21 protein-coding genes are annotated in these 26001 nt (G+C 48.9%); 4 read left to right on the top strand and 17 right to left on the bottom strand.

The features are described 5' to 3' along the window. Window positions 1-88: 88 nt before the first annotated feature. A complete protein-coding gene (locus ACQKPA_RS07055; RefSeq protein ID WP_427490714.1) occupies window positions 89-1072 on the bottom strand; it encodes a helix-turn-helix transcriptional regulator in 984 nt (327 codons plus the stop codon). 135 nt (window positions 1073-1207) lie between these two features. Here ACQKPA_RS07055 and ACQKPA_RS07060 point away from each other — a divergent pair, with 135 nt between their 5' ends. Then, entirely contained in the window at window positions 1208-3193 is a 1986-nt protein-coding gene (locus ACQKPA_RS07060; protein ID WP_427490716.1) for a beta-galactosidase trimerization domain-containing protein, read from the top strand. 277 nt (window positions 3194-3470) lie between these two features. Here ACQKPA_RS07060 and ACQKPA_RS07065 read toward each other — a convergent pair whose 3' ends face one another. The 4 genes from ACQKPA_RS07065 to ACQKPA_RS07080 form a co-directional block, all read right to left on the bottom strand. Continuing rightward, window positions 3471-5675, bottom strand: coding sequence for a heavy metal translocating P-type ATPase (locus ACQKPA_RS07065; RefSeq protein WP_427490718.1), 2205 nt, complete (start codon window positions 5673-5675; stop codon window positions 3471-3473). A gap of 237 nt (window positions 5676-5912) precedes the next feature. Beyond that, window positions 5913-6935, bottom strand: a complete 1023-nt coding sequence (locus ACQKPA_RS07070; RefSeq protein ID WP_427490720.1) for a serine hydrolase domain-containing protein — start codon at window positions 6933-6935, stop codon at window positions 5913-5915. A 52-nt stretch (window positions 6936-6987) separates the two neighbouring features. Continuing rightward, window positions 6988-7812 carry a MerR family transcriptional regulator gene (locus ACQKPA_RS07075; RefSeq protein WP_427490722.1) on the bottom strand — a complete coding sequence of 275 codons (825 nt, stop codon included), beginning with the start codon at window positions 7810-7812 and terminating at the stop codon, window positions 6988-6990. A 111-nt stretch (window positions 7813-7923) separates the two neighbouring features. Beyond that, window positions 7924-8646 (bottom strand): alpha/beta fold hydrolase, encoded by a 723-nt coding sequence (locus ACQKPA_RS07080; protein ID WP_427490724.1) that lies wholly within the window; start codon window positions 8644-8646, stop codon window positions 7924-7926. 341 nt (window positions 8647-8987) lie between these two features. On the opposite strand from ACQKPA_RS07080, the gene ACQKPA_RS07085 reads away from it, so the two are divergent. Continuing rightward, entirely contained in the window at window positions 8988-11033 is a 2046-nt protein-coding gene (locus ACQKPA_RS07085) for a serine hydrolase (RefSeq protein ID WP_427490726.1), read from the top strand. A gap of 264 nt (window positions 11034-11297) precedes the next feature. Here ACQKPA_RS07085 and ACQKPA_RS07090 read toward each other — a convergent pair whose 3' ends face one another. Together ACQKPA_RS07090 and ACQKPA_RS07095 are read right to left on the bottom strand one after the other, a co-directional pair. Continuing rightward, entirely contained in the window at window positions 11298-12263 is a 966-nt protein-coding gene (locus ACQKPA_RS07090) for a DUF4097 family beta strand repeat-containing protein (RefSeq protein WP_427490728.1), read from the bottom strand. A 261-nt stretch (window positions 12264-12524) separates the two neighbouring features. Beyond that, on the bottom strand, window positions 12525-13340 hold the full coding sequence (locus tag ACQKPA_RS07095) for a ZIP family metal transporter (RefSeq protein WP_071221625.1): 816 nt from the start codon (window positions 13338-13340) through the stop codon (window positions 12525-12527). Window positions 13341-13671: 331 nt separating this feature from the next. On the opposite strand from ACQKPA_RS07095, the gene ACQKPA_RS07100 reads away from it, so the two are divergent. After that, complete coding sequence (locus ACQKPA_RS07100; protein WP_427490730.1) at window positions 13672-14232, top strand: NAD(P)H-dependent oxidoreductase; 561 nt, start codon at window positions 13672-13674, stop codon at window positions 14230-14232. A gap of 82 nt (window positions 14233-14314) precedes the next feature. Here ACQKPA_RS07100 and ACQKPA_RS07105 read toward each other — a convergent pair whose 3' ends face one another. From ACQKPA_RS07105 to ACQKPA_RS07120, 4 genes are all read right to left on the bottom strand, one after another. Continuing rightward, window positions 14315-14686, bottom strand: a complete 372-nt coding sequence (locus ACQKPA_RS07105) for a winged helix-turn-helix transcriptional regulator (RefSeq protein WP_427490732.1) — start codon at window positions 14684-14686, stop codon at window positions 14315-14317. 112 nt (window positions 14687-14798) lie between these two features. Further along, window positions 14799-17990, bottom strand: a complete 3192-nt coding sequence (locus ACQKPA_RS07110; protein WP_427490734.1) for a bifunctional cytochrome P450/NADPH--P450 reductase — start codon at window positions 17988-17990, stop codon at window positions 14799-14801. 365 nt (window positions 17991-18355) lie between these two features. Beyond that, window positions 18356-18880 (bottom strand): GNAT family N-acetyltransferase, encoded by a 525-nt coding sequence (locus ACQKPA_RS07115; RefSeq protein ID WP_427490736.1) that lies wholly within the window; start codon window positions 18878-18880, stop codon window positions 18356-18358. 2 nt (window positions 18881-18882) lie between these two features. After that, window positions 18883-19491 carry a TetR/AcrR family transcriptional regulator gene (locus tag ACQKPA_RS07120; protein WP_427490738.1) on the bottom strand — a complete coding sequence of 203 codons (609 nt, stop codon included), beginning with the start codon at window positions 19489-19491 and terminating at the stop codon, window positions 18883-18885. A 168-nt stretch (window positions 19492-19659) separates the two neighbouring features. On the opposite strand from ACQKPA_RS07120, the gene ACQKPA_RS07125 reads away from it, so the two are divergent. Further along, window positions 19660-20151 carry a hypothetical protein gene (locus ACQKPA_RS07125; protein WP_427490740.1) on the top strand — a complete coding sequence of 164 codons (492 nt, stop codon included), beginning with the start codon at window positions 19660-19662 and terminating at the stop codon, window positions 20149-20151. Window positions 20152-20301: 150 nt separating this feature from the next. Here ACQKPA_RS07125 and ACQKPA_RS07130 read toward each other — a convergent pair whose 3' ends face one another. The 6 genes from ACQKPA_RS07130 to ACQKPA_RS07155 form a co-directional block, all read right to left on the bottom strand. After that, window positions 20302-21447, bottom strand: a complete 1146-nt coding sequence (locus ACQKPA_RS07130; RefSeq protein WP_427490742.1) for an NAD(P)/FAD-dependent oxidoreductase — start codon at window positions 21445-21447, stop codon at window positions 20302-20304. A 196-nt stretch (window positions 21448-21643) separates the two neighbouring features. Continuing rightward, window positions 21644-22018 (bottom strand): VOC family protein, encoded by a 375-nt coding sequence (locus ACQKPA_RS07135; protein WP_071221855.1) that lies wholly within the window; start codon window positions 22016-22018, stop codon window positions 21644-21646. A gap of 230 nt (window positions 22019-22248) precedes the next feature. After that, window positions 22249-23211 (bottom strand): DUF5643 domain-containing protein, encoded by a 963-nt coding sequence (locus ACQKPA_RS07140; protein ID WP_427490744.1) that lies wholly within the window; start codon window positions 23209-23211, stop codon window positions 22249-22251. Window positions 23212-23254: 43 nt separating this feature from the next. Next, a complete protein-coding gene (locus ACQKPA_RS07145; RefSeq protein WP_427490746.1) occupies window positions 23255-24082 on the bottom strand; it encodes a DUF5643 domain-containing protein in 828 nt (275 codons plus the stop codon). Window positions 24083-24111: 29 nt separating this feature from the next. Then, complete coding sequence (locus tag ACQKPA_RS07150) at window positions 24112-25320, bottom strand: DUF4179 domain-containing protein (protein WP_427490748.1); 1209 nt, start codon at window positions 25318-25320, stop codon at window positions 24112-24114. Further along, window positions 25307-25852, bottom strand: coding sequence for a sigma-70 family RNA polymerase sigma factor (locus ACQKPA_RS07155; protein WP_427490750.1), 546 nt, complete (start codon window positions 25850-25852; stop codon window positions 25307-25309). Before ACQKPA_RS07155 ends, ACQKPA_RS07150 begins: the two co-directional genes overlap by 14 nt. Window positions 25853-26001 lie beyond the last annotated feature (149 nt).

Raw genomic sequence — 26001 nt, forward strand, 5'->3', positions numbered from 1 at the left:
GCGAGAGCGGAGGGTTTGCAGCAAGCTCATGGGACCACTCTCCTGCAAGGTTAGGTGGCTTTACTATAAGCCGCCGAGTTTTTCATTGTCAATCTGCATTTTCGAAATATGAACCTGCACGGGATACGCACTCACTGAATCTCTCGCTGCCTGAGTACGGCTTATCATGGCTGACCAGGTGAAGCGTCCCCTCCGCCTTCCTTCTTCTGCCGAAGCATCTGCCGATACCACCGGGCGTCATGCCAAGCTTGGCGGTAAACAGGCGCGTCATGTAGTTGGAATCGCGGATTCCCACGCGTTCCGCGATCTCGGAAATGCCGAGCACCGTGCCGCCAAGCAGTTTCTTGGCCTCCTCCAGGCGCAGGTGCAGCACGTACTGAAGGGGCGTTTTGCCGATATGCCTCTTCATGCATCTTGCGATATAGCTCGCTTGGAAATGGAGCTTTTCCTCCAGCGCGGCCCGTTCAAACGGCTCCCTCCAGTGTTCGTTTAAATAAGCGGCGGCGGCTTGTGCCAGTCTGATGGAAGGCTCCGGCTCGGACGTCCGAGCGCAGCCTGCCAGCAGCGCGGCGAACAGCTCGACCAGCAAAAGGTGGAGCTGGAGCGCATTTTCCCCATTCAGTCTGTTGTGGGTATCGTTCAATCCGCGCAGCATCGGCTCCACGGTTTGCACCTCGAAGTGCGCGAACTTCGGCAAGTACATGCGCTGCTGCGTGGACGGCTCGACATCCTCGACCGTGCCTTTGGACAGCAGGGCCGACCAAGGAATAGACTCCTGCGGGATGTACGAAGCAGGATGTCCATGGATGAAATGAACCCAATAAATCTCCGTATGCTCCACGCAGGCCCGATGCCCGAAATGCCGCAGTCCCGCTTCCAACACGAGCAGCTTTCCGGCACTGACCTCATACTCCGTCTGTTCTTCCGTCATATAGAACATTCCTTTCGTGACCAGAAGCAGGTCATAAACGCCGAAAGTGCGAGCGAAATGCCTGTCTCCCGGCTTCCAGACGGCATGTCCCGCCGTAACAAATTGCGGCAGCGGCGGTATGACGAATTCTAAGCACAGCACGGCCACTCCCTCCTATTCGCAAGTTCATTTTGTGCTAATCAAAGTCTATATTATCACTGGTTGCCCGCATGAAAAAGAGGTACATTTGATCACGAGAAACCGTTCTCATAAAGCGACTAAGGAGGCTGTTTACGCATGCGTTTTCGTCAGGTTCATCTCGACTTCCATACATCCGAGGCTATTGCCGGTATCGGAAGCCGGTTTTCAAAATCCCAGTTCCAAAACATGCTGCGTGCCGGGCATGTCGATTCCATCACGGTGTTTTCAAAATGCCATCACGGCTGGGCATACCATCCGAGCGAAGCCAATGAAATGCACCCGCATCTCTCCTTCGATCTGCTAGGCGAGATGATTGCTGCCGCCCACGAAATCGACGTCAAAACGCCGGTGTACTTATCCGCCGGCCTTGACGAAAAGCTGGCGCGGCGCCATCCCGAATGGCTGATCCGCGATGCGGAAGACCGTACACGCTGGGCGAAAGATTTCATGACGCCCGGCTACCATGAATTTTGCTTCAACACACCTTACCTGGACATCCTGCTGGCGCAAATCCGCGAGGTTGCAACCAGATATGACGCGGACGGCATTTTCCTTGACATCGTCGGAATCCGTAATTGCCGGTGCCAGCATTGCGTGGCCGCGCTGCGATTAGCCGGTCAAGACCCTCGCGATGAAGCAGCCGTTGCCGCCCTGGGCGAGGCGACCTACCTGAATTATGCCCGCCGCGTAAGGGAAACGATTGATGAGATCAAGCCCGGTCTGCCGGTATTCCATAACAGCGGCCATCAGCGTCGCGGCCGCCGCGACCTCGCCCTCGTCAACAGCCATTTGGAACTGGAATCCCTGCCGACCGGGGGCTGGGGCTACGATCACTTTCCGCTGTCCGCACGCTATGCCCAGACGCTCGGCATGGACTATCTGGGCATGACGGGCAAATTCCATACCTCCTGGGGCGAATTCGGCGGTTACAAACATCCGAACGCGCTTCGCTTCGAAACGGCGCTAAGTCTCGCCCATGGCGCCAAGTGCTCGATCGGCGACCAGCTTCATCCTTCGGGTCTCATGGATGAAGCAACCTACGCCTTGATCGGCACTGCCTACGCGGAGGTGGAAGCGAAGGAGCCATGGTGCAGCGAAACCTCTTCCGTGGCGGACATCGCCGTCTTGTCGCTGGAGGCTGCTTGGGAGGCTTGTCCCGAAGCACGAAAATCGGAAGACCGGAACAATCTGGCGGATGCCGGAGCCGTACGCATACTGACCGAAGGACATTACCTGTACGACATCGTGGATGCCAGTGCTGATTTCAGCCTCTACAAAGTGCTGATTTTGCCGGATGACGTGCCGGTATGGCCGGCATTGGGAGAAGCTATCCGCGCTTTTACCGCAAGCGGCGGCAAGCTTCTGGCCACGGGTCGCTCGGGTTTGGATCCGGACGGCAGCGCCTTTACACTTGATCTTGGACTGAACTGGAGAGGCGCCAGCCCTTACCGTCCGTCATATTTCCGTCCGGACTTTACTCCAGGGCCACTTCTCCCTGCTTCATTTGTCATGTACAGTGAAGGACAGCAGGTTGAACTGAACGGTGGCCGTGCGCTTGGCAGCCGGGAGAATCCGTACTTTAACCGGGACGTGTTCACGTTCTGCTCGCATCAGCACACGCCAAGCGCGGGGGAGGACAGCGGACCCGGCATGATCGAAAGCACAAGCGGTATCTATATCGCTTGGAATGTGTTCGGCGACTACGCGGACAACGGACATCTCATTCTGAAAGAGATGGTACTGCATGCTCTCGCCCGGCTCCTGCCGCAACCTTCCTTGAGCTGCGATTTGCCGGCACGAGGCATTGCGACGCTTCAGTATCAGGAGGGCGATAAACGCTACATAAATCACCTTCTGTATGCCACCCCTGTGTTGAAGGGGCGTGTTGAAGTCATTGAAGACATCGTTCCGTTGAGGGATGTTTCCGTCGGCTTGCGTCTCCCGTCCCAGGCTTCGGTTAAACGGGTCTATTTAGCTCCCTCGATGGAGGACCTTCCTTATACAATCAATAATCAAGACGAGATTAACTACATGGTTCCTTATTTGGATAATCATCAAATGGTTGTGTTGGAGCTGGCGTAGCGATCCTTCCTGCCATAGATGAGTGATGGCAAACAACTCTGCCTTGAGGATTATCCGCAGTCTCCGGACTGCGGCTTTTTCCTTTTATCTTTTGATCTCAATTCGCTATTACATCGCAAGAAAGGACGGTTTACACCTGATAGAGAGGTTACTAAGGATCAGTTAGCGGTAGAGTCAACATGGTACCCTGCCAATTAGCTGTTATGTTTTCCACACTTCGTACATCCCTGCTCTTTATCTAGCCAAAGTTCGTGACTTGGCGTCACGGCTTAATCGTTCAACCATTCACGGTTATGCGGTTCTTGTCCAATCTCTGCACCTTCAGCTGCAATCTAAGCGCATTCGCAACAACAAGCACGGAGCTTGCCGCCATGCCGATGCAAGCGATGCGCGGATCCAAATAACCGCATGCGGCCAATGGTACGGTAACGGCGTTATACATCAGAGCAAACAGCAAATTCTGATGAACGTTCCTCATCGTTTGGCGGCTCCACGTATACGCATCGATGATGTTGAATAGCTTGTTTCCAATCAGTACGATGTCGCCAGCCTGTTTAGCCGCGTCCGCTCCCCCGCCCATCGCCATGCCGACATCTGCCACGGCTAGCGCAGCCGCATCGTTTATGCCATCGCCAATCATCGCAACGGAACGCCCTTGATGTTGAAGCTCTCGGATGAACGCGAGCTTGTCTTCAGGAAGCATGCCGGCACGCATTTGATCGATCCCGGCCGCGGCAGCCACCGCCACGGCGGCCTGCTCCTCATCGCCGGTTACCATCCACACATCGGCTCTGCGCTTTAACTCCTGTACAGTCTTCCGCGCATCTTTTCTAAGCTTGTCAATCAATACAAGCGATCCGATGCACTTCCCGTTCACGGCGACATAAATCCTTGTATAGCCGGGTTGATCTGGAGGACTCCCCAGCTGTACACCCTGCTCCAGCAGCCATCTCCGGTTTCCCACGCATACGCGCTCTCCTTTGACATAGCCTTCCATCCCTTTCCCAACTCGCTCTTGGAAATTCTGTGCTTCCAAAATCGGGGAATGTTTGTCTTGGGCAGCTCGTACAATGGCTTGTGCTAACGGGTGAGCGGACCGGGAAGCCACCGCAGCCGACATGGATAGCGCGTAGGCAGCTTTGGTGCCGTCTGCAGTGTGAATCGCTGTAAGTTGAGGCGTTCCTTCCGTCAAGGTGCCGGTCTTATCCAACAATACGACATCGGTTCGGCGCAAACTCTCCAGAGAACCGCCGTCTTTGAATAGAACGCCTCTTTGGGCGGACGAGCCGGTTGCGATCAGGATGGATACCGGCGTAGCTAATCCAAGCGCACAGGGACAGGCGATCAGTAACACAGACAGCGCGTGGCGCATGGCCGTTTCGGAAGCATCGGGGGATTGTGAAAACCAGAGCCACCCCGCATATGTAAGCGCAGCACAACCGATCATCATGGGAACAAAAATCGCCGCAATACGATCAACGGTTCGCTGAATGGCCGGTTTCCCCTGCTGCGCGGACTCGATTAGCCCAATCATTTGAGACAGGCGGGTTTCGTCATGATACTTATCAACCACGATGTCCAAACTTCCGATCAGACAACGCGTGCCGGCGTAGACTCGATCTTTCATGCCCTTGGCCACCGCTGTACTTTCACCTGTCAGCATAGATTCATCGGCATCCGCCGATCCCGACTGAACAAAGCCGTCAATGGAGATCCATTCCCCATGATTCACCCGGATCCGGTCTCCGATCTGCACTTGATCCGCAGAAATCCATTCTTCCCCATGACTGCGTATGACTCGAACCCGTTTAACCTGAAGCTCATATAAGGCACTAAGCTGTTTCAACGCTCTGCCTTTAGCCATGGTCTCAAGCCACTTGCCCAGCAGAACCGCAGTCATCACCATCGCAATCGTATCAAAATAAAGCGTTGGATGCGTGAAGCTGTCCCGGGATTCAAACATGACATAGTGGCTGTAGAAGTAAGCCACCGAGGTACTTAACGCAACGAGAGTATCCATGTTTGCCGTACGATGGATCATGGCCTGGTAAGCACCGTAATAGAAAGGATACCCAACACCAAACTGAAGCAAGGTAGCGAGCACCCATTGAAATACAGGTTCCATCAACAAATTCGGTATCCATTGTGCAGGCCAATCGGCAACATGCGCCATCATCGCCCATATGAGCGGCATGGACAAACAAGCCGCAATGATAAACCGGATGCGATAAGCTCCCGTCTCCGCATCGATCCCTGCCTGCGGATGCGACAGCCTGTCGGTCGCACCATATCCAAGTTTCCCTATTTTTTCTATGATCTTCTCTATTCCAATCTGCGTCGGTTCATAATGAATCGTGGCCTGAGATAAGGCGAGGCTCACACGGACAGATTGAATGCCTTGCACCTTACGAAGGACTTTCTCGATCCGGGCTGCACAAGCCGTGCAAGTCATGCCCGTCACATGGATTTGATGCAGCTTCACAACGATTCCTCCCCACCCTCTGCTTATTTCTGTTTTCGCTTGTCCATACATTGTATGAAAATACACGTAACATCAGAATGGCTAAGAAGGGCCACCGATTGCGATTTTTGCCTGAAAGAGTGTGCAGTAACCATAAAAGCCGCCAATTTGGCGGCTTCATATGCGCAGATATTCTTGTTCTTTTGACATCAACCACATGTTGAACCTGATACCGAGACAAAGATTGCGATGATCTATTTAGTAATTGATCGCCGGGATAATGCGTTCTTTAACCAGTGTCCATCGATCCCGAGGATTGACGGTAAATGCTGATGCAATGGCTACGACCAAGTCTTGCTTCGGAATGCAGCAAATGATATTGCCTCCATCGCCTACTGCCGAGTATGCAGATACTCCGTCCTCATCACGCAACCACCATAGATATCCATAATGGTTGGAATTCATCGCCGTTGATTGGTCAATCCATTCTCCCGATATAATGGGCCGATTGTCCCATGTGCCGCGGTTCAGATAAAGAAAGCCGAAACGAGCCATATCTCGAGGACTTAACGTAAGTCCCCACCCTCCGGTAGAGTTGCCAGCCGGATCTTTGACCCATCCCCTGACGTCTTTTCCGAATAAATCATCAAATCCGAATGAACTCATGTCATAATCCGGAATTTCGCTCATGCCGATCGGTTTAAACAAGTGTTCGTTAGCAAACGCACGGGCACTTTTTCCGGTGCTGCGAGTTATGACAGCTGAGAGGAGATGCGCCCCTGCAGTAGAATACTTAAATGCTCCCAGACTTCCTCCTTCACCCAGCATATCCAGCGTATAATGAACCCAATCCGATTGCATGCACAGTTTGTCCAGCGGTTCGTGCCAATCCTCAAAAGGATAAGGAGCCGTCATCGTGAGCAGATGGCGTATCGTTATTTCCCTTTTTTGTCGAGCGTCAGCCTTAAGTTCATATTTGGAAAAAAAATCCAGCACCTTCTGATCTGCATGTTGTATATAGCCTGCATCTATAGCAATGCCAATGAGTGCGGATATGATACTTTTCGTAACCGATGCAACATGGTGCCGATCCTCCGGGCCATATCCATGATCATATTTTTCATAAACGATAGCTCCGTGTCGAACCACGACTATACCATGAATATCGGGATATTCAGTTTTGATCCATGAGTCCAGCCCTGAAAGCTTGTCAGCGTCCATTCCCCCCGTCGCCGGGGCTAGGGTTTGCCATAAGGTCGTTGGCCAGCAGCTTCTTTTCATAATAGATACCTCGCAGAATTCGTTATTTAAGCGTATGGTATATGTAAATCTCTTATTTTTTGGTCACGGGGAAATACACCTCGGTAACCAATTCCTCGGCAGTCAAGGCTTGATAGGGGTCCGTTACATAAACTTCATAGGGCGATTGAGTCAATGCATATCCTTCATCTTCTACCCATTCCCTCAGTTTGGCATATACCGATGTCAAATTGGAATAAGCCCCCTTTAAAACAGACCTCGCACAAAGGCCACCACACAAAACTCTCGTTCCCTTAACAGCCTCCCTGACCGGGAGGGCAAACTCGGTGTCATTGCCTGCAGGATGGAATTCCGGACTGTGATATATCGTCATGGGTGTTCCAACCAAGGTAAGTTGCTCCCTGGCAATCTTTTCGTACAATCTGCTGTAATACCCGCCGTATCCTAAAGCATAGTCATCACGGCTCATCATCTGACGCATGTAAAGGATATTCATTGGTCCTGTTTCAACAAGCTGTACTTCGATTTCGTCCAGATATGACATCAGATGTATGCCCTGCTCCAGATTCAAGATATCCTGGTTCATTTGCTTTAGGATATCTTCATAGGTGTCTAACTTCTCCTGAATATCCCTACGTTTGCGATGAAGGGCGAAGCGGAGCTTCTCTTCGGATTGATCCGCTTCCTCGTCCAGAATCTCCTTGATTTCTTCCAACGAAAAATGATAAGACTTCAGACGGTTAATATAGAGCATTTTCTTTAATTGACTAATGGAATAATATCGGTAACCGTTTTCCGGATTAATCTGATCCGGATGGATTAATCCGATTTCATCGTAATATCGAAGTGTCTTTGTAGATACTTCGCATATTTTGGAGAATTCTCCAATCGACAGCAAAGGTTCACCTCTTTTCTGGTTTATCGCTCTTGGTTCAAGATCACTATACACCTTGCCCTAAGGGCAAAGTCTACAGCAATTTATTAGGATGATTACGATCTACCCGTCCTGCTATAAATGAGGAGTACCCTCCGGAATTGTACCGGTGTTAAGCCAATGGTTCACTACCCGATTAAACAGCGCCGGATCAGCAAGCGGCATGCCGTGCCCAACACCGGGAAAGATGATCCCGTCAGCGTTTTCGCTCAGCTGCACGAGATCTTCAGCCGACTTTTTAACACTGCCTCTCTCCTTCTCCCCAACCGCAACCAATAGCTTCGTTGTTGATTCTTGAATCCGCGGAGAAATTGAATAGGACATATTCTCCTTCAGCACTGAAACCAGCATCTCCCGCTTCATATGCAGAGTTTCCGCGTAATACTGTTCAAAGTCATCCTCATTCACATACAGCGTGCTTGCCTGCCATCTGGAAAACCATCTGTATTTTGTTAATGGAAAGCTTATACGAACTGAAGGTTCAATCAACTTAAGCGCTGCCGGCATCGGTCTCAGCAATGCGCTGTTTACGATGGCGTAATCAATAAGGCCGGGTCGTTGACATATCATCTCTACAAGAATTTGCGCCCCTAGTGAAAAGCCGAAGACAACAATCTCCCGTCCATCAGCTTTGCTCGAAATGACCTCGTTAAGCTGCTCCGCGGTGCACCTTATGGAAAAAGGCGGATTGCCGGGGCTGCGCCCATGTCCGGGCAAGTCAGGTATCAGGCAGAAGCTGTTTTCAAAAAAGGGAATCTGCTTGCTCCACATCCATCCGCTTACACCGCCGCCATGCAAAAAAAACGATCATCCTTGCTGCCTGCTTATTTCCGCTCTCCTTGATGTATAGATTCAGTTTCCTCATCCCCAGTCACTTCTATGTTTATACTATTATAAAATATGAAGTATAAATTATGATAGTATATCACCTAAAATACACAAATTAATTGTACTAAACATAAAAAAATGGTAAAAACTATTGATTTCGCCATCGGTTATTCTATCTCCCCTGGACCAAAGTCGAGGCCCGGTTCCCTCCGAAGAGCCAGTTAAAACTCATTCTGCGGACCGTTCTTCCATCTCCCTCCATCGTCTACCATGAAGTGGAAATCAAATACGATTGACAAGGAGAGGAACCCATGAAGCCAAATAAACAAAACAAATCCAGAACCATTCGTGTCCTGGCAGCCTCCGTTCTGTCCGCTAGCCTGCTGGCTTTCCCTGCCGATATCTTTGCCGATACGGCTAAACCCGCCTCAGGTACAGCCTTAACACTGCATACGGGAGCACCGGTACTGAGCTCCAAAGAAGTCAAGGCGTTCACCGACGCCTATTTTGCCCAACCCCAGGTTTCGGACATGCTGGCTGGTGCGCTTGTTGTGGTCGTAAAAGACGACAAGGTGCTGCTGAATACGGGCTACGGTTATGCCGACGTTGAATCCAAGAAAAAGATTGATCCCGATCAAACCTTGTTCCGCATGGCCTCGATATCCAAATCGATAACCGCGACGGCGGTCATGCAGCTGGTAGAGGAAGGAAAAATCGACCTGAAGCAAGACATCACCGAATATATGCCGGATGTTAAGATCACCAACAACACCGGGAGACCCGTCACCGTTGAGCATTTATTGACTCATACGACAGGCTTCGATTTTACGGACAACTACTCGGTTCCGCCGCATATGGTTCAAAATGGTGAGGTGCCGCTCGCAGACTTTATCCGGTTAAATGCGCCAGATGTGGTTCGCACGCCAGGAGAGGTTTACCGCTATGATAATCTTGCTTCCTCCATGCAGGGCTACATTGTCGAGCGGGTATCGGGAGAACCGTTTGAAGATTATGTAAAAAAGCATATTTTTACCCCGCTAAAAATGGAGCACGCTGAATTTCGGATGAATGATGATATCATCGCAAATCTTGCCACAGGCTATAATGTCGAACGTCAACCGTATAAGGCATACCAAAACATACCTACCATCGCACCGGAAGGCGGTATGTTCGCCACCGGTACCGATATGGCCAATTTCATCACTGCCCATCTAAATAAGGGCCAGTTCGGATCTTCTCGCATAATGAAGGAAGAAACGATGCGTTTGATGCATCAGACACATTATGATGCAGCCGGTCTTCCGTTGATGTCATACGGTTTTGAGTCGTTTATGCACAGCAGCCATAACGGCCAAACCCTGATTGGCAAAGGTGGCGATTTGGATGGCTATCATTCCTGGCTTTGGCTCCTTCCCGACCAGAATGTCGGAGCCCTGATCGTTGTTAACAGTGACGCGAGCACATCGATCCGCTCCGAATTTTTCACCGCATTTATGGATCATTTTTATCCGAAGAAGCAGGTTCAGCAGAACGACTTCCCGCTGAATCAGGAGCAGCTCAAGAAATTCGAGGGCATGTTCAGAAGTTTGAGAACACCGATTATTGCCACACAGGTGAAGGCTGGCCAAGGTGAGTTATTGGTCTTGGATACATTGGGCGAACATAAACTCACACCGGTCGGTCCGCTGCGATTCGTAGATGAGAACGGTACGCCGGCCGCCTTCAAGGAAGATGATAACGGCAATGTGGCGTATATGTATTATACGGCGATAGACAGCATGTCCGAGAAGCTCGAGGAGCCTGCTGCGTACAGCGACGTTCCGGAAAAGAATCCTTATGCCAAGGATATCTACTTCATACAGTCCCTCAAGGGTTTTGGAGAGAATGAGCAATCCACCTTCCGACCGAATGAACCGATTACGCGGGCAGAGTTTGTCAGTGTTATCAGCCGGCTGGCCGGGATGAAGCCTAGCGAAAGCGAGAGTTCGTTTAAGGATATGCAAGGGCACCCTCTCGCAGGTTATGTTCAGAATGTCGCGGACATGGGGGGTGTCACCGGCACACCGACCCAGAACTTTGAACCGGATCAGCCGATCACGCGCCAAGAGGCAGCTGCTATTATATGGCGTGTGGCACAAAACACCCTTGGAGCCAAGGCGGTTCCAGCCAAACTCAGCTCAAAACCGGCTGCATGGGCAGACGAAGCCGTACAGTTCATGGTCGGATCCGGGATGCATGGACCCGAGGTGACAACAGACGCAAACGGGGCCGCCGATTACCGGCCGTCCGACAAACTTCTGCGCAAGGAGGCTGCCGCCATCTATGCGAGACTGATTCAACAGGCTTTTGGTTTCTAATGAAGGAGACACCGAAGTTGGTCATACCCCTGTCAAGTTGATGCGAATAAAAAGACATCTCTAAGCTGCGACCGTTTCCCGGAAGTCCAATGGGAAGCGGTCGTTGCTTGTTTGCGCGTCCTGTTTTTCCCATGAAAAAATCCCCTCCAGCAAACAACATGTAAAGCCATCTTAACAGATGTCTCTTTTTCGTTGTCTGCCATGAGGGGAGAATACCTAATCGGGTGTCTTCTCTTCAATTCGTCAAATCTATTGTGATCAACTTTATTCCAGCTTGAAGTTTCCAGAGCCAGTGCGAACTTTCAGCGCTATGTCGCCATTGCCGAACGTCCCCTTCAGCCTGCCTTTGTCTTCGTCTTTTACCTCATACTGTATTCCATCCCACTCGATTTTCCCTTCACCGGAGCTTCCTTGAAAATCAACTTCCAGGGAGGAAGGCTCTTGAGCCAAATCGATGGTTATGTTCCCGCTTCCGGCTCGGAGGTCGGTATTATGGATCAACCGCTCCGATTCCAGGTGTATGTTTCCAGAGCCTGTCTTTCCTTGTACGGCCGACTCCCCGTCTTTCAGTTCAACGTCGCCGCTTCCATTCTGAAAGTTCACCGTTGTGGCATGGTAGCGTTCCGCCTCAATAGTGCCGGATCCTGATTCCAACGTAAAGGATTCGGCTTCAATCTCCATTGCCTCGATATCACCACTGCCGGTATGCACCGTAAGCGATCCTGCCTTCACATCCTGAACATTAATATTCCCGCTGCCTGCCTTAACGGTGACAGCATCTCCCCGCATATTCCCGATCTCGATATCGCCGCTTCCACTTTCAATTTTGGCCGCTGCCCATTGTTTTTCCGGTAACTCCACGGATAAATCGACATCCATAATATTCACGCCAAACTCAATACCGTCAGGAACATCAACCCCGATTACCAGCGTATCTCCGTTCGGCTCGACCTTCAATTTCACTTGGTCTGCATTTTTCGTGCTTACCTTTCCGTTCAACCGAACTTTAATCTCGGCTGCATTTCCTCTTGTGACTTCAATGTCGGAGCTTCCAGTCTGTAGGGACAAATCCCGGTAATCATCAGCGGCCAATGTTTTCTCTTCATTAATTTTCTTGGTCTTAAAGGAAAATCCGAATTGAACATCCGAAAAAATGTTCATCGGGTTCATCGTAAAGAGCAACAGCAGTACGCCGGCCACTACGATCAATATACCTGTTTTCTTTTGCATAATGTGTTCCCATTCCTTCCGTCGTCCCTTTTTGTCTCTCTTCTGCCATATCCTGAAGTCCTATTCAGTATAGCATCCATTCAGAGACTTGAGCATTGGTCCCGCGAATGAGACGGGAACCTCGACTTTAGTCCAGTATAACTTAGCCGGGAATTATCACATACGATCATTACATGACAGCAATGTGTGTAAACCCTACTCCCATTCAACCGATATGAACGACAAAACAGCCAGTCCGCACCCGGCTGGCTGTTCTCGGCGCTATCCCAACGCCACATCAAGAATCATCATCAATACAAAACCGAACATTAAACTCATGGAAGCCAAATCCTTATTCCCTTTTTCTTGCGAGCTTGGAATGACCTCTTCGGCTACAACGAAAATCATCGCACCGGCCGCAAAGCTCAATGCGTAAGGGAGCATGGGTTCAATAAAGGCGACGGCTACCGCGCCGATTACCGCGGCAATGGGTTCCACCATACCCGAGAACTGTCCATAGAAAAAGCTTTTTCTCTGAGACATTCCATCACCTCGTAGAGGCATGGAAACCGCAACGCCCTCCGGGAAGTTTTGAATACCGATTCCCAAGGCCAGCGTCAAAGCCCCCACCAGCGATGCTTCAGTCCCTCCGTTGGCAAGCGCACCGAATGCGATCCCGACCGCTAACCCTTCCGGAATGTTGTGGAGGGTAATTGCGAGTACCAGCAGAGTACTCCGTTTTCTCACTTTGGGGTTATATCCTTCCGCTCCTCCTATAGGAGAATTGGGATGAAGATGGGGTAACACCTTATCGATTCCCCATATAAAGACTCCACCTAATAAAAATCCGAAGGCAGCCGGAAACCAGTTCCCGATTGCATTTCCTTCCGACATCTCGATGGCTGGAGCCAATAAGGACCAGTAACTGGCCGCAATCATGACACCGCCAGCAAAACCCAGCATACTATCCAGCAGGCGCTGGTTCAATGTCTTTGTAAAAAAAACAAGGGCCGCCCCTAACGCCGTCATTCCCCAAGTAAACAAGGTGGCTAGTAATGCTTGGATAATGGGATTGAATTTCATAAAAAAATCTACCATTAAACAAGAACTCCTTTTATGAAAATAATATGATACCAGATAATATCTCCGAATATAGACCTTACATACATTTAACGGTTACCCAGAGAGTGATCTAGAAATTATGTACCCGCGAGAGTTCATTCTAATACAGTCAGTGCAAATTATTATATATCATAATATGCAATTATGGTTGTAATTTATTTTTCTGTGGCTCTACAATTTATTAACGGTTTTGTCCTTCACAACACTCACCTTTTGGTAAGTACCTGTACTAAAAGTGCATACTTACATAATTGCAGTTCGCACTTTATACTCTAGGAAATCAATCAAACTCAAGGAGGACACATCATTGAAAACACTTGTTATCGTTACACACCCAAACCTGGAAACATCCGTCATTAATAAGCGGTGGGTAGAAGAACTCCGACAATACCCGGAAAAATATACCGTACACGAATTGCATAAGGTTTACCCCGACGGGAACATTGATGTGCAAAAAGAACAAAAGCTCATTGAATCGCATAGTCATCTTGTTTTACAGTTTCCTATCTATTGGTTTAATTGCCCGCCGCTCCTCAAAAAATGGCTTGACGATGTTTTTGCTTATGGTTGGGCTTACGGCTCAAATGGCGATAAATTAAAGAATCGGAAAGTGGCTTTAGCTGTATCCGCAGGCATTAAGAAAGAAGATTATCGGGAAGACGGAAGGTATCGCTACACACTTGCCCAGATCCTAACTCCTTTTGAAACGACCTTCCTCTACTGCGACGCAGATTATCGTTCGTTCTTTGCCTACTATGGGCAAGAGGCTGCTCCTGGCGGGAACACGCCTGACATGGACGTATCGCCTCCTGATCTCGCATTGGATATAAGTGCACGAGATTATTTGAAGTTCATAGACAACCTGTGATTCGATGAATGAACTGAATGAAGCCGTAAAAAAAAGAAGTATTTCCTTGATCAGGAAATACTTCTTTGGATATAACAGAACCTCACGCTTCGCGCTGTACAGCTTCCAGAGCCTGCAAACTGTTTTTCTCTCCCCACTCGCACATCAGATGTAACACAGGAATGAGGGAAAGTCCGCGTTCCGACAAGGTGTATTCGACTTTTGGAGGGACCTGGGGATATTCCGTGCGAACGATTAGCTCATCTGCCTCCAGCTCCTTTAACATGATGCTTAGCGTTTTAAAGGATATCGAACCAATGCTTCGCTTCAGCTCATTATGCCGCATTACCTTATTTTCAGACAGCCAGTACAAGATGATCATTTTATATTTACCGCCGATCAAGGATAACGTATAACCAAAGCCGGTGTCTTGAGGTTTCACGCCAGTCGGAACACAGGTTTCAGTTTCGCGCATAAGTCACACTCTCCTTCGAATCTGTTCCAATACTCATGTACTGATCATCTTAACATAAAAACAGTACGGGATCGAAAGGAGATCTGTAGAACGAATTTCGCTGGAATGACCATCATCCCGCCCAGACGTCTTTTACATATTGTCCCGACGCCTCCAGCCCGGATAGCCAGGCGGCAGCAGCATCTGCACTTACGCCATGTCTTTCCCGATAGGAAAGCATTAGCGTTTGTTCCACCTCCGGGGCCATCCGGGAGCCGTCGCCGCAAATGTACATTCGTGCTCCTGCCTCAAGCAGTGACAGCAATAACGCTCCGTCTTGTTTCATTAAATGCTGGACATAGCATTTATCTACACCGTCTATCCTTGAAAAGGCAGTGTGCAAGGTGACCAGGCCTTCTCTCTCCGCCTGCTCAAACTCCTCGCGGTAAAGATAGTCTTGCTCCGGATTCCGACAGCCAAAGTACAGATGCGCAGCACCCAGCTCCTGCCCAGCCTCCCGAAGCGCTTGTCTCGCCTGGATGAAGCCCCTGAACGGAGCTACGCCCGTACCCGGTCCGATCATGATGATTGGCGTTGCCGGATCCTCCGGCAGCGCAAAGCCCGACTCCGGAGAACGAATGAACATCAGAACCTCTGCACCCGTCTCCAACTGCTCCAAATAATTGGAAGCCACGCCCCGGTATTCCCCTTGGCCGCTCCAAGCACTGCCCCGAACGACACTGACTGTGATGCTTGCCGTATGCGGGCTCATCCTCGGGGAGCTAGAAATCGAATAATATCTCGGCTTCAATGGTGGCAGGAGCTCAAGAAAACGTTCAAACGGCAGCTCGCAGGCTTCATACCGTTCCAGCAGGTCGAGCATGGTGATCCGTTTGTCCCGCACTTCAGCCTGATAGGTCGCTTCCGCAAGCAGTTCTTGAAGCTCTTTGGCATGCGGCGGGCATACCGTGAAAGAGGCCATCTCCCGAATCTGTGCTCTTGTGGCCGGCTCCTGCAGCTCCACGCTGCGGAACAGCAGGTCGTCCAGGCGGACAGGAATGCCAGTCGGCAAATGCGCACCGCTTCTTCCTTCAGCAGACAAGATAAGATGAGCACCCGCGTCCAGTTTGAATCTTCGAAGCACTCGCTGAACCAGCGTTACCGGATTGACCGGAAGCACCCCCAGATGATCTCCTTCACGATAATCCGTTCCCGCCGGGAGCGAAATTTCGATATGCTGCGTGATCCTTCCGCTGTCCGCATGCTGCAGATTGCGGGTGTGAGCAACGTACCCGGTTACAGCTTGGTAGGTTTCTGCCAGAGACACGGCGGCCGCTCCCTGCACGAACTGGACGGACAGGGCACTGCGCTTCGCCTCATTGACGGACACAAGAGGAAGTCCTAGCGAATGCATCAGATCCGGCCATAAATACTCCGTCCATTCATCGACTTCACGCTCAAAGTCCCCGCTGGCATCACTCTCACCACGCGTAAGCAGTCGCTGCGCCCCTTTGACAGCAAGCTGATCGTCTATCAAACGCGGAATCCGCTGATAGGTGCTTGCCCAGTTGTGGTCTCCGCAGCCGAATACCGCATATCGCACACCCTCAATTTCGGATTCATCCACCGTTTCCAGCCATTCCATAAAAGCTTTGGCATTGGATGGCGGCTGCCCGTTGTACGAGGCAGTAACAATGACTACAACCCCTTCCTTCGGAAGCTTTCCGGCATAATCGTCCAGTGCGCCGACCTGGCTGTCGAACCCTTGGTGCTTCGCAGCATCCGCCACCTCTCTGGCAATTCCCTCTGCTGTGCCCAGATTGGAACCGTACAACGCAAGCAGCGGTGTATGATGGGCATGTGCCGCAGAGGTAGAGGTTTCGGACTTGATGTATTCCCGCTTCTCCGACTCGAGTAACACCGTCTTACCTCCTCCCGGAAGCAAGAGTGCAGTCCCTTCCTGACGGCTTCGAACTTGAATATGGAACCCTTCCGGCTTCAAAGTGAGTGTTTCCTTAACCTTTAACTCATAAGACTGGTTATCGATCAATTCAAAATATTTGAGCACCAAGCCAAGCACCAAGGTTGCCTCCTGCAGCGCAAACTGCTGCCCGATGCATGCGCGTTGTCCGTTGCCGAATGGTTTGTACGCGTCATGCGGTACCTTGCTGGGATCTTCGAAGCGCTCCGGTCTGAACGTCTCCACGTCGTCTCCCCACACGCGGGTGTCCCTATGCAGTCCCGGAATCAGAACTGTTACGCTGTCCCCCTTCTGGATCGGATAGGTTCCTCCGATCGCCGTATCTTCCTTCGCATATAACGAGAAGGCAGGCGCCGTTGGCCATAAGCGCAGCGACTCGCTAAGAACCATGCGGACGTATTTGAGCTCCCGCACCTGGTTGTAAGTCGGCACGGGATCTTTCAGGACGCGGTCCACCTCGCTTACCGCTTTTTGCAATTTATCCGGATTTTTCAGCAAATAATAAATAGCAAAGGACAGCAATCCGCTTGTCGTCTCATGCCCCGCGATAAGAAACGTAATCATCTGATAACGAATATTCTCTTGATCCAGGCGCTCGCCTGTGTCAGGATCGACGCCTTCCAGCATATGCGCGAGCAAATCCCCTTCTTCACCGCCATACTTCTTGCGATCTTGAATGAGCTCATCAACTAGCGAGAACATGTTCTGGACATCTTCTTGAAACTGCCGCTTCTTTTTAATCATAAACATGTCCTGTATGCCCAGACGGTGCAGCTGATTCATGCCTTCATCAAGGGCCCGCACCATGCTGTCGATAAACGGGTGATTGTCTTCCCGGTAGAAGCTGTTAAAGCGATAATTAAAACCACACAGGCCGATGGTATCCAGCGTCAGACGAGTCATGTCGGTAGGAACATCCACGGATTCGTCAGGGTTGAGCCGAGTCCATTTCTGGATGAGCTGCATCGCGATATCAACCATTTTTGTATGGTAGCCTTGCATCGCACGCTGACTAAAGCTGGAGAGCAGAATGTTATGTGCTTTTTTCCAGTTGGGCTCGTGTGTAGCGCTCGTAAACAATCCATCACCTGCAAAAGGACGGACATTCTGAAGCGGCGCCCAGATTCGTTTATCAAAACGCTTCTCGTCGCAAGCGTCCTTGACATATTCGTGGCCGGAGACGTACAGCTCCCTGCGTCCGCCAGGATATTGAAATTGAAAGATCGGTCCGAGCTCCGAGGCAACCTTCACAAGCGATTGGACCGGAGCGGCGGAATCCAGCAGCGGCAGATTACCGAGGGGTCCGTAAGTTTTAGGTTGAGGTACTAACTTGGTTTGTGTCATGCTATCTCCCTCCATTATTCCTTTAATCTCTTTGTATTCGCCCTATGCCGGGCGGAATGAATCCTCAATTAATTAGAACCAAGTGACCGAAATCGTAATGTGGTCATTTTAAAATAAAAAAGGAGGATACGACGCTGCATCGTTAGTTTTCACTTACAATGGCTGCCTGATCCTGCCTTTACCCTATCATGATATGGATATCCCGCACATCTGCCGGAGGTCCGTAATATCAATTAGGTCCGCTGATATTCGATTATTACTTTTCAACCAGGATGTGTTCCGTTATTGAAACTTTAGGACTATGATCTGTGCTGACTGGATCCAGCCGTGATTCTCATTTTGCGTGCTTTAGAGATACGATATGATTAATGCCTATTTTTCCTGCTTTCTTTGGGGGAATCCTGTTTCATCGCTGGTATATTCGTATCGGCTACCTCTTCTATTAAAAACTCACGGTATGGAGTAGCTTCAAGAATATGGCCTATAATCAGCGAGCCTACCCCCTGTCCTCGATATTCCGAGGCCGTCCCAACAAACTCAATCGAACACTTCACCGGAGACGGATTCGCAAGAGGCGTTTCAAATTCCTTTTTCAAAAACATGTACGCGAGGCTGCCCTTATAAAAACCCAGATGCTCTCGCAGCTCTTTTTTGTTGAGTTTCACGGATAAAGAGGTACCGTCCGTGCATGCAGCCATCCCAACTACTTTGTCGCCGGCAACGGCTACATAAAATTGATCCAGATTAAACATGTGGGCAAAGGCTCTTGCGATTCGCTCCTGATCTTTAGAGAAATACCCAAGCCATTGCGAGAATCCTTCAGCAAAAATACGGGATATTTGAACTCTTGCATCCATTCCTGATTGATCAGCTTTCCTAACGGTAAACATAGTCAATCTCCCTCCATAAATAGGAATGATGTAAGTACCAGCGGGGATGGCATCACAAAGTTGTTTTTCAAAATCACTTTCATTTCAGCCAAGCCCTGCAATGCCGAATAGAACAACACGGCCATTTGGTGAGCATCCCCGGAACGGAAATCGCCTGACTCCTGCCCCTTCTTGATAAGCGCGGTTGTAGCACGCAGCAGCCGATCATTTATCTCTAAAACCTCAACTTGCTTCGGATTGGCTGCACCACCGGAGAAAAACAGCTGACTCATCAGTATCAGCAAGTTGGCAAGCTCTTCTCCATTTTGCATATCGTCATAAATCTCGTCGACAAACTGCGCCATGAGTTTTCTCGGAGAATCAGTTCCTTCAAACATTTGGGTGATTTTTTTCAAGCCGTCCAGTGCAAATTCAACAAGTTCATTAAACAAGCTTTCTTTTGTTTTGTAATGCCGATATAAAAGCCCGATGCTGATGCCGGCAACATCAGCGATGTCCTGCACATTCGTGGAGCCGAACCCTTTTTGAACAAATAGCTGCATCCCGGCCGATTGTATCTTTTGTCTGGTTGCGTTACGCATTTCTTCATATTGATCCTTTGTACGTGGCAATTGTTTCTCCTTCTTATGAGTGAGTTTTTACTCATTATAAAATATTGATATTGGAACAACAAGCGAATCACAGCAGAAACTTTTCAGTAAATGTTCACAGAATTTTCACTTACGAGGAGCTTTTCCCCATCTCTATAATTACAAAGGTAACTAGAAAGGATGAGGAAATTGCCAACGACGAAGAAAGAGAATTTTTATTTTGGTATGATGATGTGTGTGGGGATGGTCATCATGATGACGACCTACAATTTGATCACGAACGGATTGATTGGAAGTATATCGCTGGTAGCCGTGCTCGTGCAATTAGTTCTAGGCTTTATGATTGCCTTCATGCTGGAGTTGTTTGTTGTCGGACCCGCTGTCAAAAAAATCGTGTTTTCATTAACGCGTAACAATTCCAGTAAAATCATCATGATTGTGGCGATGGCATTTTTTATGGTGATTGGAATGGTGACCTTTATGTCCATGTACGGACTGGCGTCCTCCTACTATGCAAACGGTCTCGGAGGAGAATCGCTGCTTGGAAGCTACTTCTCCATCTTCATTAAAAATTTTGTGTTTGCTTTGCCGCTTCAACTCCTCATTGTAGGTCCGACCGTACGATTCCTGTTTGGCAAAATGAAAGCAAACCGCATGAACGAATTCCCTACGACCGTTTAGAATGTCGGGGGCTTCGCCGTAATAACAAAGAAAGCCGCGTTTGATCGCGGCTATCTTTATATCCAATATTCATCTGCACTCACATCCACATCCATACGTGATCCACACATACGGAATATTGCTATGACTGATTCATATTCATGGCTCCGATCAGCTGGACGGCCATGCTTGGGCTCCATCCATTGCTTTACGAACATCATAATCATGGATGTCGATATCCAGCGGTATTCGTAGCGCCAACTTTGCAAGTTGGCTCCCGATAAATGGACCCATTGTCAGTCCGGACGCGCCCAACCCGTTTGCCGTAATAAGACCCTCCCAGCCAGGGACTTCACCGATAACCGGTAGAAAGCCGGGTGTAAACGGACGAAACCCGACTCGCACTTCCTGAAACGTGCTGTCAGCTAGTCCAGGCGCCAATGCCAATCCTTTATTCAGGATTTCCTGCATGCCGCCGGCTGTCACTCTCGTATCGTAGCCTCTGACTTCATTTTCGTGAGTCGCCCCGATCACAATCTTCTGGTTATCAAAAGAAAGCAAATATTGATCCGAAGGCGGCATGACGACAGGCCAGGTACCTGTGTCTTGCTGGTCAGCCGCCTGTACATGCATGATTTGCGCTTTTTGAAAACGAACCTGAAAGCGAATGCCTAATGGCTGAAGCAGCTGGTTCGCCCATGCACCGGCACAAACAATGACTTCATCAGCCGCGAAGCTATGGGCCCCGACAGCTGCTCCGGTTACACGATTTGCTTGATATAACAATGCGGCATCCCCGTCTATAAGCTCGGCCCCGTTCCTCTGAGCGGACCGGATCAGCGCATCGCGCAGCGCACGACCATCGACGCGGGCGGCACCGCTAATATGAACGGAATGATAACCTTCTCCGAGCAAAGGAAACCACTGACGGGTTTCTTCCTCATTCAACCCGGTAATCTCACCGATTTCCGGAGCATCTGCTTTCCTAGTATGGGCTCGTTCCTTCATCTTGCTGATTTTATCCAAATCCTCATGAATGCTGAGGGCGCCGACTCGCGCGTAGCCTGTTTCTGTTTCGCCTTCGCTGATGAGTTCTTTCACTAACTCAGGGTAAAAACGTGCGCCCGCCTTGGCTAATTGGTACCATGCCTGATTCCGCCTTTGCGATAGCCAGGGGCAGATAATGCCTGCCGCGGCATCCGTAGCCTGTCCTTTATCTTTGCGGTCTATAATAAGGACTTCCGCTCCCATTTTTGCCAACTGATATGCAGTCGATGCCCCTAGTATTCCCGATCCAATAACGATCACTTTCTTCATGCATGACATCCCTTTCCTTAAATCACTGTATCCATTATAGCGAATGCAGGGAAAAAGTATAACGCCCACCATCTAAGCGGTTTGAATCGGACGGCTAAAGCATGTCAGCAGGAACATTTCTTCCGTACAAAAAAGCCGCCAAATAGGCGACTTCGCATCCATATGATCTATGGTTGATCATATGGATCGGTTATTCTTATTTTTCCATGACAGCAAAATAGTTTTCTTCATAATCTGCAAAGTTGAAAACTCTGCCGGAAGGCATATTTACCACTTCGCCGACCGTGATATTGTGGCTGGTTAAATGGCTGTGGAGCGCATCGAAATTTTCCGTGAAAAACATTAAAGAAGGTGTGCCCAAATGTAATCCTGGCGACATTTTGGCTACGAACTCCTTATCATGCAGAATGATGCTAGTTTCTGCTTCCTTTGTTGGAGCAATTTCAATCCATCTCATTTCGCCGTTGTTCTCTTCAGCTATGACTTGAAATCCCACCATTTCAGTCCAAAACTTCACGGCTTGATCCTGATTATTCACATACACCATAATTTGACCAACTTTGCTAATCATCGATTGTTACACTCCCTCGTATAAGTAAATTAAATGTCAATACTGGCTTGCCTCTAAGACTTCCTTTCACTTCTGATCATAGCATGTCAGATGCATGTATATTTCTTATCCATTGCGATTTTAGGTTAAATATTGGTTTAATATCATACGAAATGCTATGAAAAAAGAAGTGCCCGTCAAATATTCTGCGGACACTTCTTCATTTGCTGTGAAAAGGGTAGTCTAGTGAATTATTTTATAGGAATAATTAACTCAAGATCTTTCAAGTGATTTTTGACGACCTCTCCGTTCTTATCCAGTTTGAATTCGCCTGATGTTGCATTGGGATCTTTGAATTCAGGAGTGAACGGCTTAATGACAATAGATTTTACGTCCGCATCCGGAGCCTCCAGAATAAAGTCGTAATAATAATCACCGTTCTTGTTATTCTCATCAGTGCCTCTTCCCGATATTCGCTCCAGTTCATTACCTTGATCATCAAGGAAATCATACAGGATTGTTGAATCATGTCCACCCTTCAGAATAAACTGAACTCGGGTGGAATGAGCTGTAGAATGAACCTGCTTTAACGTCAAGTGGAGATTACCCGCTTTTTTAGTAATGTTAGGTTCAAGAACAACCGGTTTGTTGACTTCTTTTTGAATCGGAATCTCCAATGTGAACGGTTTCTGAACACCTTCCAGATAAATTTTAGCCGTTAACTTGAACTTGTCAGGAAATGATTCAAGGTTGCCTCCAAGCAAGGATGCATCGCTCAGGATCATAACCGCATGATTCGGATCGGAACCCGGTGTTGTGCCTAAGCTTGGTCTCTTCGCCAAATCCCCTCCACCATATTCGTGTATGGATTTGCCGTCAATGAAGACATCCATTTCGCGGATAGAACCTTTATCGTGGATATATTCACCCATCTGCTCATCCCACTGGCCTCCGGTTAAACTGCCGGCAAGCTCTTCACCGCTTCGCTTTAATTCAACTTTAACATGGTTACCGTCGTGCAATACTTTAGACGCTCCAAGGGTGATCCCTTGTTGGGTATCGCTAGCTACCTCGGATTTGATTTGATCCAAGCTCTTTGACACTTGTGGCTTTGTTGCCGTTACACTCGCCGCTTGAGCAGTTCCCCATACTGCTCCTCCCAGAATCATACCTGTCAGTGCCACAGTACTCATTACTTTATACATTGTTTTCATGTTTTTTCTCTCCATTCGATTTCTATTTTGTTATGTTCGTTCGCTATTTGACCAAAACCCGAATTTCAATATCCTTCATGTATTGTTTGATGATGTTTCCTTTGCTGTCCACCTTGTATTGACCGGAGGTACCATCTTTCAACTCGGGCTTAAATGGTTTTATGGTGAATGAGTTCACATTTTTGCCCAGCCCATCAAGGAGGATATCATAATAGTAATCACCTTTTTTATTATTCTCGTCGGTCCCCCTGCCACTGATCATGTCAAGCTGTTTACCTTGATCATCCACAACATCAAAGGAAATTGAATTCTTGTCAGAGCCTTTTTGTATCGGAATATCCAAGGTAAAGGGCTTGCTTACACCTTCAAGGCTAACGGTGGCAGTGAGCTTGAATTTATCGGGAAACGCCTTGATGTTTCCTCCAAGCTGTGATGCGTCCGTCAGGGTAATGATCGCTGTGTTCGGATCAGCGCCTGCTCGCCAGCTTAAACTCGGTCTTTGCGACAGACTTCCGGAACCATGGATTGATTTGCCGTCGATCAGGATACTCATGTCGCGAATGGAACCTTTTTCCCTAACGTACTCATTCGTTTTGCTATCCAGTTTCCCTCCCGTAATTCCGCCAGTATATCCTTTGCCGCTGCGTTGGATCGTAATGCTGACATGGTTCCCGTCGTATACTGCCTTAGTTACCCGAAGAGTGATTCCTGATTGTGTTACAGATATGGCTGAAGCAGCAGCCATGATCTGCGCAGAATTGCTGCTGGCACTAGTCTTCTCGGCGGCTGCGTCAGCATGACCCAAGACGGTTCCCCCAAGAAGCATGGCGGCGAATGCTGCCGTAGACATGACTTTACATAATTTTTTCATAGGCTCTCCTTGATATGTCTTTTTGTATTTTAGCGTTGAACGTCATACAGCTTATCCAAAGCGAGATGATTGACTGGAATGGTAATCTCCAATTCCTTCAGGTACGTCTTGACCATTTCTCCGTTACTGTCGACTTTATACAAGCCGCCGTTAGCCGTGGGATCATGAAAGACTGGCAGGAATGGTTTAATCGTTATGGATTCTGGTGCATCTTCAAACCGGTCAAACATCAACTCCAGCCTCTGCTGTTGTTGACGATCATCCCGGTAGACTCCCTTCCCGGAAATCCGGCCGAGTTCTCTTCCACGATCATCCCAAACCTCGAACAGCAGATTATGATCACCAAGCTTCCCTGACTTGTCCGTGCGTTCAAGATTCACAATGAGATCTGTTGTGATTGGAGTGAATTTCAGCTGCTCCAGTGTGATTTGAAGTCCGTTCCATTCTCTTGTTTCTCCAGAAGAGACGGTAATTCGATCTGTATTTTTCCGAACAGGTACATGGAAGACATAAGGGGCATCAATTCCTTCAAGTGAAATTTTGACCGTTAACTGGAATTGATCCGGCAAGGATTGATTATGATTATCTGAACGAGAAAAGCCTATGAGTTCGTACAGTACAACGTTGGGATCCGAAGTGGGCTTACCAATCAGACCCGGTTTATCGCTTAAACCGGGATCATGGATGGAGGTGCCGTCTATGAGCATCTCCACATCGATGATGGCACCTTTTTTTTGATATCTATACGTTGTATCGTTGTCGTCCTGTTTGATTTCAACATCCGATATCCCCCCCGTAAGTCCTTCACCCTCCCGCTTCACGGCCAAGGACAAACGAGTCCCGTCATATACAACCTGCGGTATTCGAATGGTCACACCTTCATGCGTTACGCTGGCGTTGGGTTCAGCTACCAACCCTCGCTCCCCCGCTGTTTGGAGCCCCAGATCATCAGCTAACCTGAAAATACTGCTGATCAGCGGTATTTTTTTTAAGGATTCTGCCATTGCCGGCGATACATAAGCACTGCTTATCACGCCAATCATGGCCGCCGCGGCAGTAGCTGCTACCAATCTGCGTACCTTAGTGGAACGCTGTTGCTGATTCGATCTCGTCGACATCGGAAGATCTGTCAGAGAAGCGTAAACCTCGTCCTGATGACGGCGAATGATGTCCGAAACCTCGCTCCGAGGCGCCTTCCCTATCTCCCGAAGTTCTTTTTCCAAGTCAAAAGGATTCATAGGCCAGCTTCCCCTTCCGATTTTGTTTTACCTGATCAAACAGTATTCCCCGCGCTCTGTGAAGACGTGCCCTCACAGCTCCATCCGTGATATCAAGCACGCTTGCAATTTCCTTAATGGGTAAATCCTGAAAATAGAATAAGTGTATAACGATTCGAAGCGTTTCATCTAAGCGATCTACCGCTTCACGAAGATCCAGCTTGTGGCTGTCTTCGTAATAGTTGGATGTTTGTATGAGCTCAGGCACTTCAGCCATGACAACCGTCCGCTCTCTGCTTCGAAGCAGCTGATTGCATTCATTGATCAGAATCCGAATCACCCAGGTTTTAAAGTACTTTGGTTTTTGTAATGTAGATAAAGATTTATATGCTTTAAGTGTTGTCTCCTGAAAAGCATCGGCACAATCTTCATCGCGTTTTAGAATGGACTTCGCCAAGCCGTACAGTTCGGGTTCCAGCCTCCGGAAGAGCCGGATAAACGCTTCACGATCTCCTCGCTGTGCTCTCTTGACTTCATGTTCCAATTCTCGCACGATATTCATCTCCTTTTGAGGGCCCTCTATAAGATTAGATGGACGAGTATACCAAAATGTTATATTGTCCGATAAAAAACTTGATGGATGCCCGTTTGACACAAATTACGTTCATCGTTACTATTATAAATGACTTATAGGTTTTTATA

This window comes from Paenibacillus sp. NPDC093718 (assembly GCF_050279985.1).
In the GTDB taxonomy this organism is placed as follows: Bacteria; Bacillota; Bacilli; order Paenibacillales; family Paenibacillaceae; genus Paenibacillus_AQ.

What these genes read in the sequence shown, in the direction of transcription:
- ACQKPA_RS07070 (WP_427490720.1), bottom strand. Translation starts at nt 6,935, where the DNA reads ATGAAAAGAAGCTGCTGGCCAACGACCTTATGGCAAACCCTAGCCCCG.
- ACQKPA_RS07150 (WP_427490748.1), bottom strand. Translation starts at nt 25,320, where the DNA reads ATGAATCCTTTTGACTTGGAAAAAGAACTTCGGGAGATAGGGAAGGCG.
- ACQKPA_RS07085 (WP_427490726.1), top strand. Translation starts at nt 8,988, where the DNA reads ATGAAGCCAAATAAACAAAACAAATCCAGAACCATTCGTGTCCTGGCA.
- ACQKPA_RS07140 (WP_427490744.1), bottom strand. Translation starts at nt 23,211, where the DNA reads ATGAAAACAATGTATAAAGTAATGAGTACTGTGGCACTGACAGGTATG.
- ACQKPA_RS07130 (WP_427490742.1), bottom strand. Translation starts at nt 21,447, where the DNA reads ATGAAGAAAGTGATCGTTATTGGATCGGGAATACTAGGGGCATCGACT.
- ACQKPA_RS07105 (WP_427490732.1), bottom strand. Translation starts at nt 14,686, where the DNA reads ATGCGCGAAACTGAAACCTGTGTTCCGACTGGCGTGAAACCTCAAGAC.
- ACQKPA_RS07060 (WP_427490716.1), top strand. Translation starts at nt 1,208, where the DNA reads ATGCGTTTTCGTCAGGTTCATCTCGACTTCCATACATCCGAGGCTATT.
- ACQKPA_RS07110 (WP_427490734.1), bottom strand. Translation starts at nt 17,990, where the DNA reads ATGACACAAACCAAGTTAGTACCTCAACCTAAAACTTACGGACCCCTC.
- ACQKPA_RS07095 (WP_071221625.1), bottom strand. Translation starts at nt 13,340, where the DNA reads ATGGTAGATTTTTTTATGAAATTCAATCCCATTATCCAAGCATTACTA.
- ACQKPA_RS07145 (WP_427490746.1), bottom strand. Translation starts at nt 24,082, where the DNA reads ATGAAAAAATTATGTAAAGTCATGTCTACGGCAGCATTCGCCGCCATG.
- ACQKPA_RS07090 (WP_427490728.1), bottom strand. Translation starts at nt 12,263, where the DNA reads ATGCAAAAGAAAACAGGTATATTGATCGTAGTGGCCGGCGTACTGCTG.
- ACQKPA_RS07135 (WP_071221855.1), bottom strand. Translation starts at nt 22,018, where the DNA reads ATGATTAGCAAAGTTGGTCAAATTATGGTGTATGTGAATAATCAGGAT.
- ACQKPA_RS07115 (WP_427490736.1), bottom strand. Translation starts at nt 18,880, where the DNA reads ATGTTTACCGTTAGGAAAGCTGATCAATCAGGAATGGATGCAAGAGTT.